Below are 18,513 nucleotides of genomic sequence, written 5' to 3' on the forward strand. Positions count from 1 at the left end.
GGAACTCAATTGAGCCTGATCCGCACTAGCAAGTGGATAGAAGTGAATGTGCGGTTGCCCTTTAGCTCTACTATGCATAGAAACCACTCTGCCGGGGGGCGTAAAGTTGGGGTTGTGAGTGCGTGGGCTCTAAATTCGAAAAACTAAATAAGTTGCGTGACTCACTGCGAGAATCCAACCACGATTTTCGGGCGAGCACTCAGCTATTCAACAGCCTGGACCCTGCCAAGATCGACGGCGACCTGGATGTCATTAACCGCGGAAAGCAGCGCGGCGAGGTGAACCAACCCCCGAAAACGGCAAAGAATCTCGACGATGTCGAACATGCCATCGTGGAACGCGTTGAGGATGAGAAGAAGGCTGCGCATCACACTCTTGAGGACAACCTGCAACTCCTTGGAGGTCGTCTTGCCGGCCTCGATTTCGAGGAACAATTCGGTCTAATCCGTCAGACGAATGCCGCTAGCGTTTCGGACTTCAAAGCCTCGGTCGCCGTGGGCCTCGATGAACTTCACGGCCTGAGAAGGGCCCTGAACGACGCCGAAAAAGAGCATGCATGGTTTAAGGAGAAGCACGGTCTCGTTCGTGCCGCGCGTGTGCAGCACGGTGCCGCTCACATTTTCCGGCTATCGCTTCTGCTATTTCTGTTTCTGGTCGAGACAGCGATGAACGGCAACTTCCTGGCCAAGGGCAATGAGCAGGGATTTTTTGGTGGCATCCTTGAGGCTGCGGCATTCTCTTTCATCAACATCGGGGCGGCTTTGCTCCTGGCGGTTTTCTGCGCTCGTCTCGTCACCCATCGGTCGTTTTTCGTAAAATTCGTTGGGATCATTTCAATCCTTTTCTATATCGGCTTGGCGATTTCGATAAACTTGGCGCTAGCGCACTACCGTGAGGTCAGCGGCTCGCTCGCTGACGGCGCCGGCGCTGAGGTCATCCGTAATATGCTCGCCAATCCAGCGGGTCTCACGGACATCAAGTCCTGGTTGCTGTTTGCGATCGGCCTGATGTTTTCGCTTTTCGCTTTTATCGACGGCTGGTTCGTGCTCGACCCTTACCCAGGCTACACTGGCGTTGAAAATCGGCTCGTTCGACGGCGCGATGACTACATCGATCGAAAGAAGGAACTGATCGAAGAGCTGCAGGATGTCCGCGACGACCACAACGAAAAAGTGGAGGAAATCGTCAAGCAGCTTGGTAGTCGCCGGCGCGAGCACCGCGCGATTGTCGATCATCGATCGAGGCTTCTGGCTCTTTTTGCGCAGCATCAAGACCAATTGGAGCGAGCCTGCAATCAGCTTTTGTCGATGTATCGGGAAGCCAACATCCAGGCGAGGACCGAGCCGGCGCCCAAGCATTTCGGAACGCCCTACAAACTTGATCGCATCAAGCCATACGTCACCGGCGAGCGGGAGTGGAATGAGGGAGATGTTGGCGCATCAATTCGCCAGGCGCAGGAGGAACTCAACGAGCAGGTTCGTCTGATTGGTCAGGAATGCGAACGGGGAATTGAGCAGTACCGAGATCTTGATAAGCTTCACCCGGACAGCGTGAATGTCTAGGCGAACCCGCAGACGCAAGAAAGGCAATGCGGGTACCATTGCCGCGGCCATTGCCCTTGGTGTGCTATCCGTTGCGATGTTGGCCGGCTTCGGCTGGATGTGGACCAGGTCTGGCAATGGCCATATCGACGCCAACACGAATTGCCCATTGGACGGACCCTCCAGCCTGACCGCCGTCCTCATCGACGCCACTGATCCAATTTCGGCAACGACGATGGCTGATCTCAAGAACGAGTTCCGAAAGACCATTGGGCAGGTCGAGCCGGGTGGGTATGTGAGGATTTATACCCTGAGCTCGGCGCCTGGTGAGCTGACGGTGATGTTCGATGGATGCAATCCCGGTGATGGGTCGACCGTCGATAGTTGGACCAACAATCCTGCGCGGCGTCAAAAGAAGTGGGAAAACGCCTTCGGCGATCCTTTGAACAAACTTCCCGATGAAATCCCGAATGCGGCTTCCGCGAGCCAATCTCCGATCATGGCTGGAATTCAGAAAATCAAGCTGTCGCTCTTCGATAGCAGCTTGGCCAAACAGGGCAGTCCCAAGCGATTGGTGGTCGCCTCTGACATGATCGAGCATACGACGATTTACTCGCAGTACCGATCGGGACTGGATTACCAAAAATACCTCAACAGCGCCGCCGACCGCACATATGGGACGTCGCTGGATGGGGTGGGCATCACAATTCTTTATATCGATCGGGCAAAGAAGCCATTTCAGACCCTGGATCACGCGGAGTTCTGGACACATTGGGTCCAGAACCATCACGGCGAGTTCGAAAAGCTGGTTGGCTTGGATGGGTTAAACTGATGGCGAGAGCGCACGACAAACCTTTGCTGGATCATCCACGTCTGCCGGTCGTGGTTTTCGCGGCATTGACACTCGGCGGGTGTGTATTCATCGCCATTGCAAAACTCTCAGGCGTAAATCCGATCGTCGCGGCGGTAGCACCGGCCTGCCTGATGTTTTTCTATCTCGGGGTTTCGATCTTTGCTGGAAAGCTACAACTGCACGACGAGCAGACCGGCGATAACCTCTACTATATGGGCTTCCTGTTCACCCTGACGAGCCTTGGGGTCTCGCTGTTTCAGTTTGGAACGGAAGGCTCAACCGACACGATCGTCCAAAATTTTGGCATCGCGATCACGTCGACGATCACCGGTATTGCTCTGAGGGTTTTCTACAATCAGATGCGGCGCGATCCCGCGGACATTGAGCGAACGGCGAGGCACGAACTTGCCGACATGACACGGCGTGTAAGAGCCGAGATGGAAAGCGTAACCAGGGAGTTCGCCGACTTTCGTCGTGTCAGCCATCAAATGCTCGAAGAGGGCTTTGCAGAGATTGCCGAGCAAGCGGCACGCAATGGGGAGCACATTCGATCTGCCCTGGACAATATTGCCATGGAATCGATCAAGCCTGTCCAAGAGGCGTCTGCCAAGCTCAGTGACGCGTTGCAGCACAATTTCGGGCAAGTCGAAACCCAGTTTGCTTCGATAGCGAACCGCGTTGGAGCTGCAGCGGATTTGCTGGATAAAGCCAACAGCTCGATGTCCAACTCTGTTGGAAAGCTCGGTAATCAAGCCGACAATATGGCTGCCAAGCTGGAAAAGGTGGTTGTTCCTGATGAGGTGCTGAAGAACGATCTGGCGCCGATGGTCAAGCTCCTGGGTAATGCTGTCGCACAATATGCGATAAAAACCGAAACAGCCTCGCAAGAGCAGCAAACGCGGATGACCGGTCTTGCCGACGCAGTGATCAAGGTGGCGACTGGAGTGGAGAGAGCGGCAGCGGCCGCAGAAAAGACCGCAGAAACTGTCCAAGCGCAGCAGCGTTTGACTGAGGAGTTCATGGCTGTGATGCAGAAACACAGCAATGAAACACGCGGCCTCGTCGCAACCCTTACACAACATAGCCTCCCGGCCGTGCGCACTCCCCAGCCTCTGAGCAATGCGATAGCGAACGATGTCGAGCGAGTGGCGGCACCTTCCACTGTTGCCTCCCCTGTGGAGACGCCAATCAAGGTTTCGGATGACACGGAGGGCGACACCTTCCGATCGTTAAGCAGTCCGGCGGAGGTGGAGAAGGGTGAACCGCCAAAGAGAGCAAGTTGGTGGGGCAGGTGAGTGAGGTTAGCGGAACAGCCATTACGTTTGAGCGCAAGGGCTATGGCCGCGGCCTGATACTCGGCCTGACGATGGCTGAGACGATGCTGCTTCTCGTTTTCTGCCTTTTGCTTGCTGCAGGCGCGCTCATCGCCAAGACAAAGAAAGAGGCTGCGGCAGCGCAGAAGATTGCGCAGTCCCTCAATGAGAACGCTCGCAAGCTTGACGAGGAAAACAAGCGGTTGCTGGCTCAGCTGAATGCCATGGTCAAGCCTGCAAGTCGACGCAATGTACCAGATCAAGAATGGCGTGAATTGGTCCGGGCCAAAGAGGCCGCAGAGGCAATCAAAAAAGTGGGACTGACCCTTGAGGAAGCGGTGAAAAGCGCGCCGGCCGCCAAAGTCCTCTCTGACAACGACGTCGACGTTGATCAGGCCAAAGCCATGATCGAGAAGATGAAGGTTCTGCGCGAGCTCGGCTACGTTGGCACGGGCAAGACGTCCAAGGATCTTGCTGACGCACTGAAGAAGGCAAGGAACGAGGCCTCTGCTGACAAGCCACACGATTGGCCACCGATCATCAGTCTTAGCGAGCTCGATGGCTATAATTTCGATACTGGAAGTGCGGAGCTTTCCGGTGGCTTCAAAACGAAGTTGCGGCAGATGTCGAAGACCATTGCTGGAATTGCAACTTCCTATGGTGTGGACGTCATTGAGGTGATTGGCCACACGGACGAGCAGGCGATGTCCGGTGACTCATCGAATATGGACAGAGGCCTTCAGCCCGTACTGGCGCGCAAGATGGACATTGGCACACTCCATCCTGCCGACAATGCCGGGCTTGGATTAGCGCGAGCGATCTCCGTCACAGGCATCCTGCGCGATATGCCGGAACTGAAAGGCTTCACCATCCTGCCAATGTCCGGCGGCCAGTTGATATTGCCTGGCGACCGGCTCACCGACGGCGCACAGGCCGGCGACGTCAAGGCGAGGAGGCGAATTGAGATCAGGGTCAGGCAACGTTCGCGAGAGACAGATATTGGACTGGTTCCGGTACCAAAGTTGTGAGGCGAACTGCCCTTGGGTTTCGCTCACAGGGCTTGGGGGGGATTGCGGGGATGGGGTTTTACGTTCGAAAATCGATTAGTGCGGGACCTTTCCGCTTTAACTTCTCGTCTGGCGGGGTTGGCGCGTCCGTTGGCGTGCAAGGTCTTCGTATCGGGACTGGCCCACGAGGGCATTATATTCATGCAGGCGTCGGCGGTCTCTACTACCGAGGCACTTTGGGAAAGCGCAGCGCCAAGCAGACGCTGCAACTGTCTGAATTCCCATCTGGGCCAAAGCCCCATCCAACATCCTCACCCGTGGAATATGTCAGCGGTGGCGTCGTGATGAGAGAAATCGAGTCCGCCGATGTGATCGAGATGCGTGATGAGACATTTGCCAATGTGCTTGATGAAATCAATGCGAGGCAATCGCAGACGCGAATGTCGCTCATCCTGGCCGTGCTGTTTGGGATCGCCGGATTGATCGCAGGCGCAATGCTGGGAGGTGGGGTGGCGCTGATCGGTATTGCTGCCTTTTTGCCGGGCATGCTTATTGGCAACTGGTTGGACAGCTACCGCCGGGTGAGCGTGCTCTACTATGATTTGGAGCAGGACGCGGAGGCGGCCTACGGGCGACTTGTCGCCGCCTTTGACACGCTCACACGCTGCGCGGCGAGTTGGCATGTCGCGGCTGGTGGCAAGATAGAGGATCTGACGACTTGGAAGCGCAATGCGGGAGCCACGATGTTGGTCGATAAAAAGTCGACGACGCTCCAAGCTTCCTTGCCGACGGTTGTTCGCAGCAATGTCACACCACCGTCGATACACGTCGGCCGGCAAATCCTTTATTTCATGCCAGACATGATTTTGGTGAAGGACGGAAACCAGTACGGTGCCGTTGGGTATGGAGACCTCAGGACGCAATTTGCCCCCAGCAATTTTATTGAGACCGGCAAAGTTCCATCTGATGCTGAGATCGTGAGCTATACCTGGGCTCATCCCAATAAGAATGGCGGACCCGACAAACGCTTCAGAGATAATCGGCAGATCCCTGTCTGTCGCTACGAAGCCTTGCGGTTTTCTAGCCCATCCGGGCTCAACGAGCTGGTGGAATTTTCCAAGACAAACGTCAGCCAGCCCTTTTGCCAGGCTCTATTGGCACTCGCGCAAATGCACCGAAACGCTGGTGGCCAGTCCGGCTTGCTGAAAGCGCGCTAAGGAATTGGCTTGGTCAGCAAATGCCTTCGCACGGAATTCCGTCGCCGTCCCGGTCCAATTTGGGTCCCCAGCTACAGTTATTGAGATACCAGCGCGCCTCATCGCATGAGGAGATTTGCTTACAATAGCGACGCGGTTGACACGAATAGCTCTGAGCTATTTGGCGACGGCCTGTAAGGCCGTAGGATGTGTCATTACCGGGTTTATTGTTGGCTGCATGTGTTGCTCGCCAATCCCAAGGGGCTGTGAAAGTGCCAACCCAGATGCCAATCTTGGCCCTTTGGGCATCTGCCTGTTGTGACGCGTAACTACCATGGCTGTATCGAGGCCAATCCAGGGCATAACCCTGTTCGACCATCCAAGACGCAATGCTAGCACCGTCCGCCCGCTGACAATCACCAACGAAGCGGTTGTAACGATCCCACGAAACAAAGTTGCACTGGATGGGTCGGGATTGACTGAGGAAGATGTCCAGTGCTTCTGCGGATTTGCGGCCGCATGGGTATTCTTGCCCGCTTGCGTCGCTGCAGTTTTGGCTGCTTTCAGGTGCGTCGATGCCATTGAAACGAATACGCTGTCCGTGGATCTCGATCGTGTCCCCGTCAACGATGGACGCTACGCCGACGATAGGCTTCGGTTTTGACCCGAGTGCGCTTGCTGTATTGGGTCCCGCGATCTGGTTGCCCCACCCTGTAAAGTAGGAGGTGACATAAGCGCCCACTGCTAGCGTGATCACCAGGATCGCGGCTAATGATTTATGTGAAAAGAAACGCTTGCGCATAATTGAAACCCGGCCGCGTCTTGGCCGCGAGCTGCGGCGATGGGAATAGCGATCGCGATTCAATTTTCGATCCTTTGCGAAGCTGCCAAATGTTTTGCTAGCGCGTCTTTGACTTCTTGGCTGCTGCTTTCTTGGGCGCGGCTGCTGTGCGACCGAGGCCAATCGATTTTGCCAATCTGGAGCGATTGGCTGAATAGTTAGGCGCGACCATGGGGTAATCGTTGGAGAGGCCCCATTTTTGGCGATAGGCGTCGGGCGTCAGTCCAAAATGCGTGTTCAAGTGTCTCTTGAGGGACTTGAACTTTTTGCCGTCTTCGAGGCAGACGATGTAGTCTGGAGTGACTGAGCGCTTGGGGTTGACCGCGGGAACTTGGTCGGGTTTTTCCGGTTCGGACGGCTGGCCGATACGCGCTAATGACGAATTGATGCTGGCAATAAGGTCCGGCAATGAGGAGACCGGCACTGAATTCTTGCTCACATAAGCCGCAACGATATCGGCGGTAAGCTCCATCAGCGCGGTGGCCGTATTTTGGATTTCGTCAGTCACTTCATGGCTCCGGACTTCTGCAGTGAAATCCCGATCTATTACTTATCGGCTAAAAAAACCAGTAGAGGGAGGATACTAAATGCCAGGCGCTAATAGTGATGAATGTTAAAGCGCCAATCAGAATGCGGAACCACGAGAGACGGTGGATTGATTGGGCGCGGCGTTTTCTTTGTATGACCAGGAAAGCGGCTTGAGGCTCACAGGCGGATGCATTTAGATTTGGACGAGTAGGACCTACGCATGACATTTTCGAAAGACCCGCCGCCGGAGGTTAAGCCCCAGAAGGATAAGGCAAAGACTGGATCTGAATTGGACCGCGTTCCAAGTGCGGGAGCCATTCGGGTCCGCAACGGACTCTCTGTGTCAGAAAAAGACATTGTGGAGGCGGCTAAATACGGGGGCAGGGAGCGAGAATCCTCGTCGGATAGCGACTAGGCAAAGGGGGCCAAGAATGCAGGCTCTGACCCATATCACACGTCGCAATATTGGACGGTGTCCAGAAGTGATCGCAGTCGTTTCTAATTGAACACGGCTGTTTTTTCTTGCGCGAACGCTCTACGCGGGCTCTAGCTGGTTCTCCTTTCAAAGGGGATGTAAGTCTTGGACGTAAAACAGTCAGTCTTCCAAAGCGATCTCCCTCTAAAGGAGAAACTCGAGCGCGCCAGGATGGAGTTGCTCGATCTTTCCGCCCGCAATCGACTTTTGAATGTGCCGCGGTTTTCCAAGAGCGCGAAGACGATCGATATCGTCGATGAGAAGTCGTCCGAAATTTATCGATTGCTGGTGACCGAAGGAAAGGCTTTTACCTTCCTGGCCGGCAAGCCCGATAGGCCGAAAGCGGGCCAGGATGAAAGCAGCCCTCCAGACGAAGAGATCGACTATTCCCCCGTCGCTCTCGCCCAACCAGAGGACGATGGAGTCGATAACAGAGGGATATCCGCGCGGCACTCGGACACCAAGCTGCAGACGCGTATGACCCCAACTGGGCTGCAGCGGCGGCTCCTTGATCTCTACCATGATGCCCGCACACTCGAGGAAGAGCAGGGCGTCAATATCCTCTTTCTGGCCCTTGGAATGCTGAAGTGGATTGACCCGAACAACAAAGAGAACATCCGTCAGGCCCCCCTCATTTTGGTGCCGGTTCGGCTTGAGCGAGGGGCCGCTGGAGAAAAATTCCGCCTACGAGCCCGGCCGGAAGATCTTACCGCAAACCTCTCCTTGGAACTCTATCTCGACCGCATTCACAAGCTCGCTCTGCCGCGTTTTGAGGTGGGAGATGACTTCGACGTCTCGGCCTATCTCGATGCCGTTGCCGAAGCAATTTCGACCAAAGAGGGTTGGGAGGTGCTTCGCGACGATATGGTGCTCGGCTTCTTCTCGTTTGCGAAGTTCTTGATGTACCGTGATCTGGATCCGGATCTCTGGCCCGATGGCGCAAAGATTATCGAACAACCGAAGATCCGCTCGCTTCTTTCAGATGGTTTCGAAACACGCGAGCCGCTTATGTCGGACGACATAGCGATTGATCCGCACATTGCGCCCGCCGAAATGTTGCATATCGTCGACAGTGACAGTTCTCAGACACTGGCGATCCATGACGTCAGAAAAGGTCGCGACCTCGTTATCCAAGGTCCGCCTGGGACAGGAAAATCGCAGACGATCGCAAACATTATTGGGTCGGCCGTTGCCGACGGAAAGACCGTGCTGTTCGTGGCCGAAAAGATGGCAGCGCTGGAGGTCGTCAAGCGACGGCTTGACACTGCTGGGGTGGGGGACGCCTGCCTTGAGCTGCATAGTAACAAGGCGAACAAGCGCATGATGCTAGAGGAGCTGCGGCGAACCTGGCAACTCGGATCGCCCAGGGGCCAGCTTCCTTCTTCCCTAACTGATCGCTTGCTGGAGGCTCGCGATAAACTCAACGCACATGCTGCACGAATGCACGTTGCGTTCGGAGCGTCCGAACTCACTCCTTATCAGGTTCTCGGCCAGCTAACCCGACTAAGGCAGGTCGGTCAGAAACCAGTGGACATCGAACTTACGGATGCCACAAGCTGGACAACTGACGGCGTTTCGCAACGTCGCAAATTGCTCGATGAGGTCTCTCAGCGGATCAACGAGATCGGCTTGCCGATCCACCACCCGTGGCGGGGAGTTGGCCTGGATGTCGTTCTTCCAACGACCATTGAGAGGCTCGTCCCACGCATCGCGGCGTTGCTGGACCAAGCCAAGGCACTGCACGCCAAACTGGTCGGTATCGCTGAGCGGATCAAGGCCGAGCCTCCGAAAATTCTCAGCGACAGCGGCGAGATAGAAGATCGCGCTGAGCTTCTCGCGTCCGCGCCTGGACTTCCTGCCGAGGCGCTCGTCTCGCCGGTATGGGATGAGCGTCCGAAAGACATTTCATCGCTTCTCTGGTCAGGAACGGATTTCGCCCGCAAGTCCGAGGAACTTTCGGAGCAGTTGGCGGCAACGGCTATCGACACGCCAATTGAAGGTCTCGAGACAGAGCTTGCAAAGCTTCCCTCGGAATTTCCGAAAGATGGTTTCCATCGTGCGCGACAGCTCACCATTCTGCTCCCACGCTTGAGGGAAGAAGCTGAGCGCCTGAATCAGGAACTCGGATCGGCGATATTGCCAGACACGTTGGCAGGCTTGCTCAGGCTGGCCGTGACCGGCGAGCGAGTAGCGGCAGCACCTGACGCAAGTCCGGAGGCCTTCGCAGCCACCGTTTGGGACTCCGGACTTGAGCAGGCAGGCGACCTTGCCGACAGCGTAGCGACGCTTGAGGCTGCCAGAGCCGACCTTCAGGGCAAGGTTGTTGACGCGGCGTGGAGCACCGAGGTGGCCGCGGCGCGGCAGGCGCTCGCCACACACACGGGAATATTGAAAGCATTGAACGGCGACTACCGTCGCGCCACAGCACTTGCGCGGACTATTGTGGTCGACCCTAGCGCGCCTGCGACGCAGATAGTTGGTCTCCTCGACCTTTTGATGAAGGGTCAGGCTGCCGCAGCAAGAGTCCGCGAAGGCGACGCTTTTGGCCGTTCCGCCTTCGGGGCAGATTGGCGTGGGGAGCGATCGGCTTCCGCGCCACTGCTCGCGCTAGTGGAGTGGATGCGGACTCTACGAGGGCTAGGCCCCGAACCTCGGATTATCGCCGGCCGGATGGCGGAACGCTCCGAGGCCGGTGCGCGTGCAGCGCGCGTTCGCAAGGTTATCGAAATCGGTCGGCCAATTATCGAAGGTTTCTGGAACGATCTCGGGCACCTCGCGTCATCCATGCTAGGCGACGTGGCTTCCGCCGAGCGGGCCTCGCTGCAACTGATGGAAGCGAAGGCGAGCACTGTAGCTCAAGCCGATGATGCGTCACGACAGGTTCTGACTGACGTTCCGGATCTAATCACTGAGCGGGTGGAGCTACTGCGCCGACTAGGCAGACTACAAGCACTTGCTCAAGGGATCGATGCGGGAGAGAGCCTTGGCAAGTTCGTATTCGGCTCGTCGTGGCACGGTCGAGGATCCGATTGGGCCGCTCTCACGCAAGCCGAGCTTTGGCTGAAAGAAAATGGCTCGATCCGACATCTGGCTGCGCGGTTGCCTGAAAGAATCGAGATCGCAAACTCGGCACGTTCAGCACGTGAAGCGGCCCAAGCGGCAGCGCGGGAATTGAAGGCGCTTACAGGGGATTTGAAAGCCGATGCTCCCTCCTTGTTTGGAGTAGTCGATTTTCCGGACGTCGCGATAGGCGAGGTCGTTTCTCGGCTGCAGGGTTGGCTCGATCATCAGGAGCAGCTCTCGAAATGGGTTGCCTATGAAGAGCGATCCGAAACGGCCCGAAAGGCTGGACTGGGACAGTTGATAGACGGCCTAGCCAACGGCCAGATTACAACAGGATCGGCTCGATCAGTTTTTGATATGGCCTACTACGAACGAATGTTTCTGGCGATGGCGACCGATGAGCCGGAGCTGGCAAGGTTCGACGGGGAACTGCATTCCAGGGCTGTACGTGACTTCGCAGATCTGGACCGCCAGCGCATCAAGGCCGGCGCCATCGAAGTTGTAACGGCTCATCACCGGAAAATTCCTTCAAGAGACGGCGGAGCTGGACCTGTCGGACTGCTTCGTTCTGAGATGGCGCGCAGACGAGGCCACATGCCCATCCGGCAATTGATGCAGAAGGCAGGCCCTGCCATCCAGGCGCTGAAGCCAGTGTTCATGATGAGCCCGCTTTCGGTGGCGCAATTCCTGTCGCCCGGCCGGATGTCCTTCGATCTGCTCGTGATGGACGAGGCGTCTCAGATCCAGCCCGTGGACGCACTTGGCTCGGTCGCCAGGGCCAGTCAGGTGGTCGTCGTTGGCGACGAACGCCAACTGCCACCCACGACATTCTTCGCGAAGATGACAGGCTCGCAGTCTGAAGATGACGAGGGTGAGGGCGCGCAGGTCGCCGACATTGAAAGCATCCTCGGCCTGTTCACGGCCCGCGGCTTGCCGCAGCGTATGCTGCGCTGGCACTACCGTAGCCGTCACCAATCTCTAATCGCAGTATCGAACAGCCAGTTCTACGAGAACCGGCTTTTCATCGTGCCAAGCCCTTATACCCAAGAGGCAGGTATGGGGTTGCGGTTTCATCATGTGCCGGAGGGGGTCTTCGATTCCGGCGGCACAGGAACCAATCCGGTAGAGGCGAGAGCAGTAGCGGAGGCGATCATCCGTCATGCGAAGGTGAACCCGCAAGAGACTCTAGGCGTTGCAACATTTTCGGTTAGCCAACGCCGCGCGATCCAGGATGAACTCGAAGCGCTGCGGCGACTAAATCCCGACACCGAGGAATTCTTTCACGCTCATCCAAGCGAGCCATTCTTCGTCAAGAACCTCGAAAATGTTCAAGGCGATGAGCGCGACGTGATCATGATCTCGGTGGGGTATGCCAAGAATGCCCAGGGATACATGGCCATGCGTTTCGGCCCTCTTGGCGCGGAAGGCGGCGAGCGTCGGCTCAACGTCCTCATAAGCCGCGCCAAGCGCAGCTGCGAAGTATTCGCGTCCATCACAGACGAGGACATCGACCTGGAGCGTGGCAAAGGGAAAGGCATCTTCGCCTTCAAGCTCTTCTTGCACTACGCGAGAACAGGGCGAATTTCGCTTGCCCAAGTCACGGTTCGCGAAATGGATTCAATCTTTGTAGAACAGGTAGCCAACGCGCTGATCGAAATGGGTTATCAGGTTCATGCTCAAGTGGGCATTGCCGGCTTCTTCATCGACCTCGCAGTTGCGGATCCAGAGAGGCCAGGCCGCTATATTCTTGGCATCGAATGCGATGGCGCAGAATATCACTCATCTCGCTCGGCCAGAGATCGAGACCGGCTTCGGCAGTCGGTTCTGGAAGACCATGGTTGGATCATCCATCGCATCTGGAGCGCTGACTGGTTCCAACGGCCTCGTGAGCAGCTGGAGCGAACCATACTAGCGATTGAGGCCGCCAGAAAAGAACTCGATGAGCGGGCCGAATTGGGGGTCCAGAGAAATCGAGCTGTAGCCGTGCAGGTTGTTACGGTCGACCGAGGCAACGTGACGGAAATCGGTCTCGAAAGCACAAACGGATCCGAGACACCCAATCGAGCCTACGAAGAGGCCGAACTAAAGCGACCGGGATCGTTCGAACTCCACGAGACGCCCAGCGGAATCATGGCCGGACTGGTCGAGCAGGTCGTGGCTACAGAAACGCCAATCCATGTCGACGAAATAGTTTCGCGTATTCGGGACGCCTGGGGTCTGCAGCGGGCCGGTGGCAGGATTCAGGATGCAATCGAGCGGGGGGTAAGCATAGCACAGAGAGGTGGTTCAGTAGCCCGTCGAGGCAACTTCTGCTTCAAGCCAGGTGTTCCTGTTCGTCTCAGGGATCGCAGTGGGGTCGTGTCCGCTGGATTGCGCAAGCCCGAAATGATTGCGCAGGACGAGGTCGCCCAAGGCGCTATGGAAGTCGTGAAATCCAACCTCGGTGCGACAGAGGAAGAAATCGCCACAGGCGTTGCCAGGATGCTGGGCTTCAAAGCCACAAGCGCACAATTAAGGCAGCTGATTTCAGCTGGGGTCGCCGATTTGGTTGCCAAAGGAGTGTTACGGTCCCAAGACGGCTTGTTGGTGGCCGGCGAATCCGCGAGCGAGAAATTAGCTGAAGTGTAACGGGGCGCTGCAGCGCCCTCGTTGCAATTTCTGTCGAAGCTCGGAACACCTCTTTTGCTGGCGGAGGCCGAATGGCATTTCGATTCGTACACACGGCCGATATTCATCTCGACTCGCCGCTTCGTTCGCTGGCGATGCGAAATCCCGATCTTGCCGGGCTGGTGGGCGACGCCAGCCGCCAGGCATTCGTTTCGATAGTGGATCTCTGCCTTGAGGAACGTGTGGCCGCGTTGGTCATTGCTGGCGACCTATACGATGGCGACCAGACTTCAATGAAGACAGCGCGGTTCTTGGGCGCGCAGATGACACGCCTGCACCAGGCCGGCATCATGGTTTTCAAGATCCGCGGTAATCATGACGCCCTGTCGCGGATTTCCAAACAGCTGGTATTTCCCGACACCGTTACCATCTTTGGTGGTCGTGCTCAGTCGGTATTGCAGACAGCCGGCGGTCTGGACGTCGTATTCCATGGTTTGAGCTTTGCGAACCCTAAGGCGCCGGACAGCCTGTTAACCAAATATCCGGCGGCTCGTGAAGGGGCCGTCAACATAGGCATCATGCATACCAGTCTGGCTGGATCGCCAGGTCACGACGTTTACGCGCCCTGCAGCATCGCTGACTTGCACGCCCACGGTTTCGACTATTGGGCCCTCGGCCACATCCATGCTCGCCAAGTCCATCCTGGCGCCAGTGCCGTGGTGATGCCGGGAATACCGCAGGGGAGGGATATCAACGAGGCCGGTGAGAAATCAGTCACCCTGGTGACGGTGCGCCACGACCGTTCGGTGGAGATCGAGGAACGGCTGACCAGCGTTGCGCAGTTCGAACGGGTGAGCGTCGACCTTACCGGAGCGGTGGAGTGGCCCGAGGCCGTCGCGCGTGTTCGCTTCGCACTCGAAGAGATGCGGGCAACCGTCCGATCGCGTCATGCTGTGGCTCGCATTGGCCTGACAGGAACGTCACCACTGATGTGGGCGCTGATCCGCGACAGGGACCTCCTTCTTGCCGAAGCCGAACAGGCTGCGGAACAGCTAGGCCATACGTGGGTGGAGAAGCTCGAGCTTGACCTCGCGCCGCCTCGGACGGAGACCGCCGAGGATATTGCTGATCCGATTTTCGAACTCGAGCAATCAATGCGTGCCGATGCCACCTCGGAGGCCTTCCGCGCTGAGGCGAGGGCGTTCGTCCAAAAGATGGTCGCCGACCTTCCGGCCGACGGGCGGGATTTTGCTGGGACGGACGAAGCCGGGCTGGAACAGTTCCTCGATCAGGTGCTTTCCAAGGGCGCGGACTTGGTGACTGCCCGCCTTAAGGCCGGTGGATCGTCATGAGGTTGCGGCGCCTTGACCTCATTCGTTATGGAAAGTTCACCGATCGTTCGATCGACTTCGGACCCAAACCGGAATCCGGACCTGATCTGCATATCGTGTTTGGCCTGAATGAGGCCGGCAAATCGACTGCGCTTTCGGCCTATCTAGACTTGCTGTTCGGCATCGAGGAACGGAGCCGCTACAACTTCCTGCACGAGTACAGTGCCATGCGCATCGGCGGGGTGCTGGAACTGGCCGGCTCCGAACACACGTTCACGCGTACGAAACAGCGCAGTAATTCGCTATTGAATGCGACGGGCCAACCGGTAAGCGAGGTGGCGATCACGGCGCATCTCGCCGGTCTGTCGCGCGACGCCTACACGACGATGTTCTCACTCGATGACGAGACGTTGGAAGCCGGCGGAAAATCTATCCTGGAGTCGCGGGGCGACCTCGGCAAGCTTCTGTTCACGGCCAGCGCCGGTCTTGGGAACGCAAGTGATACGTTGAACGCCCTCGAGGCCGAAGCAGACGCTCTGTATCGGAAGCAGGCGCATGGAACCGAACTGGCGCTGTTGAAGAAGCGCCTTGTTGACGTAAAGTCGCGCAGGGATGCGATCGACACCCTTGCATCAACCTACGAGGGCCTGGAGGCCGAACGTCTCGATGCAGCGCAGCAGTACGGCCGAACCATCAGCGATCGGGCGGTGCTGGTGGCCAGGCTGGATACCTTTGCTCGTTACGTGCGTGCTGCGCCGATGCTGGCGGATATCCGGCGCAAGATTGCCCGGCTGGATCAGCTGCCGGACATCGCCTCCCCAGCCCGGACATCGACGGGAAGTGTCACCGAACTGATCGATGACGATGCCAGCCTCAGAACGCGGCTGTCCGCAAACATCGACGAGACCGAGCGCCTGGCGGAAAAAGTCACTGCGGTCGACGAGGACGAACCGATCCTGTCGATTTCCGAACGCATTCGCGGGCTGGCGGAGAGCAAGGTGCGCCATACCGCGGCTGGCTTTGACTTGCCCACTCGCAGGATGGAGCTGCAAATCCTCAACAACAGCGTGGCGAGCTGCCTTGCCGCCTTGGGCCGATCTTCCGAGGCGGATCCTGGCGCGCTGCTTCTGCCTGCCGTCACCGTTGGCGTCGTTCGCGCCATGGTCGAGCAGAGGTCCGGGATTGCTACCGGGATGCGTGCCGCTCGCGACGAAGCCGCGGCGGCACTCGATGCGCTGCAGGTGGCAAGGCAGCGGGTCGGCGAGGAAAGGGCGGTGCCCGAACCTGCCAGGGCAAGGCTGGGCTCGGCTTTGTCGAAAGCGCGAGCAAGCGGACACCAGGCAGAGATTAGGACGGCTCGCGAGGCGGAAGATGCGGGAACAATCCGATGGAAGGCGGCGCTCGCGCGCTTGCGTCCATGGAACGGAGATGCCCTCGCTCTCGCCAACGTCGCGGTTCCGAGCGCCGGGCAGATTGCCGCCTGGAAGACGGTAGCGTCAGAACTGGCAAGGAACACCGCCGTACTTGCCGAACGCCTTGCTGAATACGAGGGCAACCATGCCATGCTCGCCGCACGATTGGATGCCCTTCGTGCCTCGGGCGACATTGTCGACGATGAAGCGGCTACCGCCATCCGCCGAGTTCGCGATGATGCGTGGGCAACGCACCGCGCAGCGCTGACCGGTGACACCGCTGACGACTTCGCCGTGGCATTGGCGCGCGATGACATTGCCAGCGCAGGCCGGCTGGCCGGCGCGGCGGATCTGGCTGAGATCCGGGCAACTACGCGCGAGCTGGCCGAGGCCGCGGCCAACCTGTCACGCAACGGCATCCAACGCACACAGCTCGGCAAGGATGTGGATACCCAATTGTTGGAAATCCGCGCGGCCGCCAGGGACCTGCTCGGAGACGCCGTGGAACCTTCGTCTGAGCGCCTGATCGAAAGGATCGAGGATCAGATCGAGGCGCGCAGCGATGCGCTCGCTGCCTGGGAGCAGATCGAACTTGCTCGCTTGAAGGCCGAGCGAGCCGCTGACGCCGGCGAGCAGATACGCTTGGAAATGAGAGCAGTGCTGGGAAGCGTCGGCATTGTATCAGAGTCCAACGACACCCTCGAAGCAATCATGGCCATCGCGGAGCCGTTTCTGGATCGGCAGCGCAAGGTGGACGCCGAGTATGCCGAGGCGCTCAGAATGGTGAGCTCCAAAGAAGAGGATCTAGCGGCACGACGGGTTGCAGTAGGTGTGGCGGAGCGTCGCGAGGAGGAATGGCTGGCCGGCATTACCGAAGCACTCAAGGGAACTTGGCTCGAAAGCGGGCTCTCCGCATCCGGCGTCGGCACTGTGCTCGATCAATTGGCCGAACTTTCAAGAAGCCTGCAGGAACGGGACGACCTGCAGCTGCGTATCGACAAGATGGAGGCCGACAGGGCCAATTTTCTGGTCGAGGTCATCGCCGTTGCGGTTGAAGCCGACGAGCCGACGAAGGATACCGACCCGGAGCAGTTGGCCATCCGCCTTGCCGAGCGCCTAGAGCGTGCCGAGCGGACACGTGAAACGAAGGCAAGCCTCGGCAACGACCTGAAGCGCCTCAAGGAGGCGCGCGACATCCTCGACACTGAGATTTTGGCACACGAACGCCGCAAGAACGAGGTGCTGGGCGTCTTTGGTGTCGCCACTCTGCCCGAGGTAGTCGAACGCGATGAGCTGTTGCGTGAGCGCGATGGCTTGCGCACCACCGTCGCCGAACTTGAGGAACGGATAGTGGCGGAGCTCGCGGTCGACGGATTCGAGCAGGCCCGCTCGATCCTGGACGCGATCGATTTCGACGGCCTCGCGGTCGAGAAGGCTGAGGGTGAGCAGCGGCTTCGCCTGTTCGATGAAACCATCCAGCAACAGCTGATCCGGCAGACGCGCGCGGCCGACAAGCTGGACGCCATCGGCGGTGATAGTGCGGTTGCACGCCTGGATGCTGAACGGCGCACAACCCTGCTGGAAATCGAGGAGAAGGCCGTTCGCTACATAGAGCTGAAGCTTGGCATCATGTCGGCTGGCAATGCTTTGCGGATCTACCGTGAGAGCCATCGCTCCGGCATGATGGCGCGCGCATCAGACGCGTTCAAGCTAATGACGCGTGGCCAGTATTCGGGGCTGACAACCCAGCCTGTAAGAGGTGGTGAGGTTCTCATTGCTGTGCAGGGTGACGGGCAATCCAAGGTCACCGAAGCGCTTTCAAAGGGTGCACGATTTCAGCTGTACCTTGCCCTAAGACTCGCCGGTTATTACGAGTTCGCGCAATTTCGGCCCTCGGTCCCATTCGTCGCCGACGACATCATGGAGACGTTCGACCATATTCGCTCGGAGGAGGTTTTCAGGCTGTTCGGAGCGATGGCAAACACAGGTCAGGTCATCTACCTGACGCACCATAAGCATCTATGTGAAATAGCTGAGGCTGTCGTACCGGGAACGAGGATCCATCAACTCGCACAGTAATTTTCTCCGGAATACGTGAACGAACCAGTGAAGGACGCCGAATTTGACGGCAAGTATGCGCCCAAAGTCAGACGTTCCGGCAAACTTCGCGTTCGTCCAAAAGCGGACATATCGCCCGAGCCATAGACGGCCCCGATGTGCCCATAATGGACGTCCTGCAAATTCATTGTCCTGCCGAATCTGGACTTCGAGAGCTGGCCCTAAACAGCAATTGTATCGCGCCTAGCCGTCCTATCGCCGGGGCGCCAATTGTAAACAACGGCGAAC

General features: G+C 57.9%; 10 protein-coding genes. 8 read left to right on the forward strand and 2 right to left on the reverse strand.

The genetic code is table 11. The annotated features are described in order from the left end of the window. The first annotated feature begins 122 nt into the window (after window positions 1–122). The 5 genes from QAZ22_RS05700 to QAZ22_RS05720 are packed head-to-tail and all read left to right on the forward strand — an operon-like array spanning window position 123 to window position 5,931. The gene (locus tag QAZ22_RS05700; protein ID WP_063169430.1) at window positions 123–1,562 is read left to right on the forward strand and encodes a hypothetical protein; all 1,440 of its coding nucleotides are present in this window, start codon (window positions 123–125) and stop codon (window positions 1,560–1,562) included. Beyond that, the gene (locus QAZ22_RS05705) at window positions 1,555–2,373 is read left to right on the forward strand and encodes a hypothetical protein (protein ID WP_063169429.1); all 819 of its coding nucleotides are present in this window, start codon (window positions 1,555–1,557) and stop codon (window positions 2,371–2,373) included. Before QAZ22_RS05700 ends, QAZ22_RS05705 begins: the two co-directional genes overlap by 8 nt. Next, complete coding sequence (locus tag QAZ22_RS05710; protein ID WP_063169428.1) at window positions 2,373–3,689, forward strand: hypothetical protein; 1,317 nt, start codon at window positions 2,373–2,375, stop codon at window positions 3,687–3,689. The genes QAZ22_RS05705 and QAZ22_RS05710 overlap by 1 nt, the downstream gene beginning before the upstream one ends. Next, the gene (locus QAZ22_RS05715; RefSeq protein WP_224571173.1) at window positions 3,677–4,735 is read left to right on the forward strand and encodes a hypothetical protein; all 1,059 of its coding nucleotides are present in this window, start codon (window positions 3,677–3,679) and stop codon (window positions 4,733–4,735) included. Before QAZ22_RS05710 ends, QAZ22_RS05715 begins: the two co-directional genes overlap by 13 nt. Before the next feature lie 50 nt (window positions 4,736–4,785). Next, the gene (locus QAZ22_RS05720) at window positions 4,786–5,931 is read left to right on the forward strand and encodes a DUF4236 domain-containing protein (RefSeq protein ID WP_095770037.1); all 1,146 of its coding nucleotides are present in this window, start codon (window positions 4,786–4,788) and stop codon (window positions 5,929–5,931) included. A gap of 13 nt (window positions 5,932–5,944) precedes the next feature. Here QAZ22_RS05720 and QAZ22_RS05725 read toward each other — a convergent pair whose 3' ends face one another. Continuing rightward, window positions 5,945–6,775: a thermonuclease family protein gene (locus QAZ22_RS05725; RefSeq protein ID WP_127224212.1), complete on the reverse strand. Its 831-nt coding sequence runs from the start codon at window positions 6,773–6,775 to the stop codon at window positions 5,945–5,947. Window positions 6,776–6,809: 34 nt separating this feature from the next. Beyond that, window positions 6,810–7,223, reverse strand: coding sequence for a MucR family transcriptional regulator (locus QAZ22_RS05730; RefSeq protein ID WP_082826711.1), 414 nt, complete (start codon window positions 7,221–7,223; stop codon window positions 6,810–6,812). A gap of 636 nt (window positions 7,224–7,859) precedes the next feature. Here QAZ22_RS05730 and QAZ22_RS05735 point away from each other — a divergent pair. From QAZ22_RS05735 to QAZ22_RS05745, 3 genes are all read left to right on the forward strand, one after another. After that, complete coding sequence (locus tag QAZ22_RS05735; protein ID WP_063169424.1) at window positions 7,860–13,445, forward strand: DUF3320 domain-containing protein; 5,586 nt, start codon at window positions 7,860–7,862, stop codon at window positions 13,443–13,445. Between the two features lie 71 nt (window positions 13,446–13,516). Beyond that, window positions 13,517–14,776 (forward strand): DNA repair exonuclease, encoded by a 1,260-nt coding sequence (locus QAZ22_RS05740; RefSeq protein ID WP_063169423.1) that lies wholly within the window; start codon window positions 13,517–13,519, stop codon window positions 14,774–14,776. Then, the gene (locus QAZ22_RS05745; protein ID WP_063169422.1) at window positions 14,773–18,246 is read left to right on the forward strand and encodes an AAA family ATPase; all 3,474 of its coding nucleotides are present in this window, start codon (window positions 14,773–14,775) and stop codon (window positions 18,244–18,246) included. The genes QAZ22_RS05740 and QAZ22_RS05745 overlap by 4 nt, the downstream gene beginning before the upstream one ends. The last annotated feature ends 267 nt before the right edge of the window (window positions 18,247–18,513 follow it).

It is taken from the genome of Mesorhizobium sp. WSM4906, assembly GCF_029674625.1.
Classification (GTDB): domain Bacteria; phylum Pseudomonadota; class Alphaproteobacteria; order Rhizobiales; family Rhizobiaceae; genus Mesorhizobium.

Excerpts from the sequence above, each read along its gene's own strand:
- QAZ22_RS05745 (WP_063169422.1), top strand. The coding sequence starts at position 14,773 with ATGAGGTTGCGGCGCCTTGACCTCATTCGTTATGGAAAGTTCACCGAT.
- QAZ22_RS05720 (WP_095770037.1), top strand. The coding sequence starts at position 4,786 with ATGGGGTTTTACGTTCGAAAATCGATTAGTGCGGGACCTTTCCGCTTT.
- QAZ22_RS05710 (WP_063169428.1), top strand. The coding sequence starts at position 2,373 with ATGGCGAGAGCGCACGACAAACCTTTGCTGGATCATCCACGTCTGCCG.
- QAZ22_RS05740 (WP_063169423.1), top strand. The coding sequence starts at position 13,517 with ATGGCATTTCGATTCGTACACACGGCCGATATTCATCTCGACTCGCCG.
- QAZ22_RS05730 (WP_082826711.1), bottom strand. The coding sequence starts at position 7,223 with ATGGAGCTTACCGCCGATATCGTTGCGGCTTATGTGAGCAAGAATTCA.
- QAZ22_RS05705 (WP_063169429.1), top strand. The coding sequence starts at position 1,555 with ATGTCTAGGCGAACCCGCAGACGCAAGAAAGGCAATGCGGGTACCATT.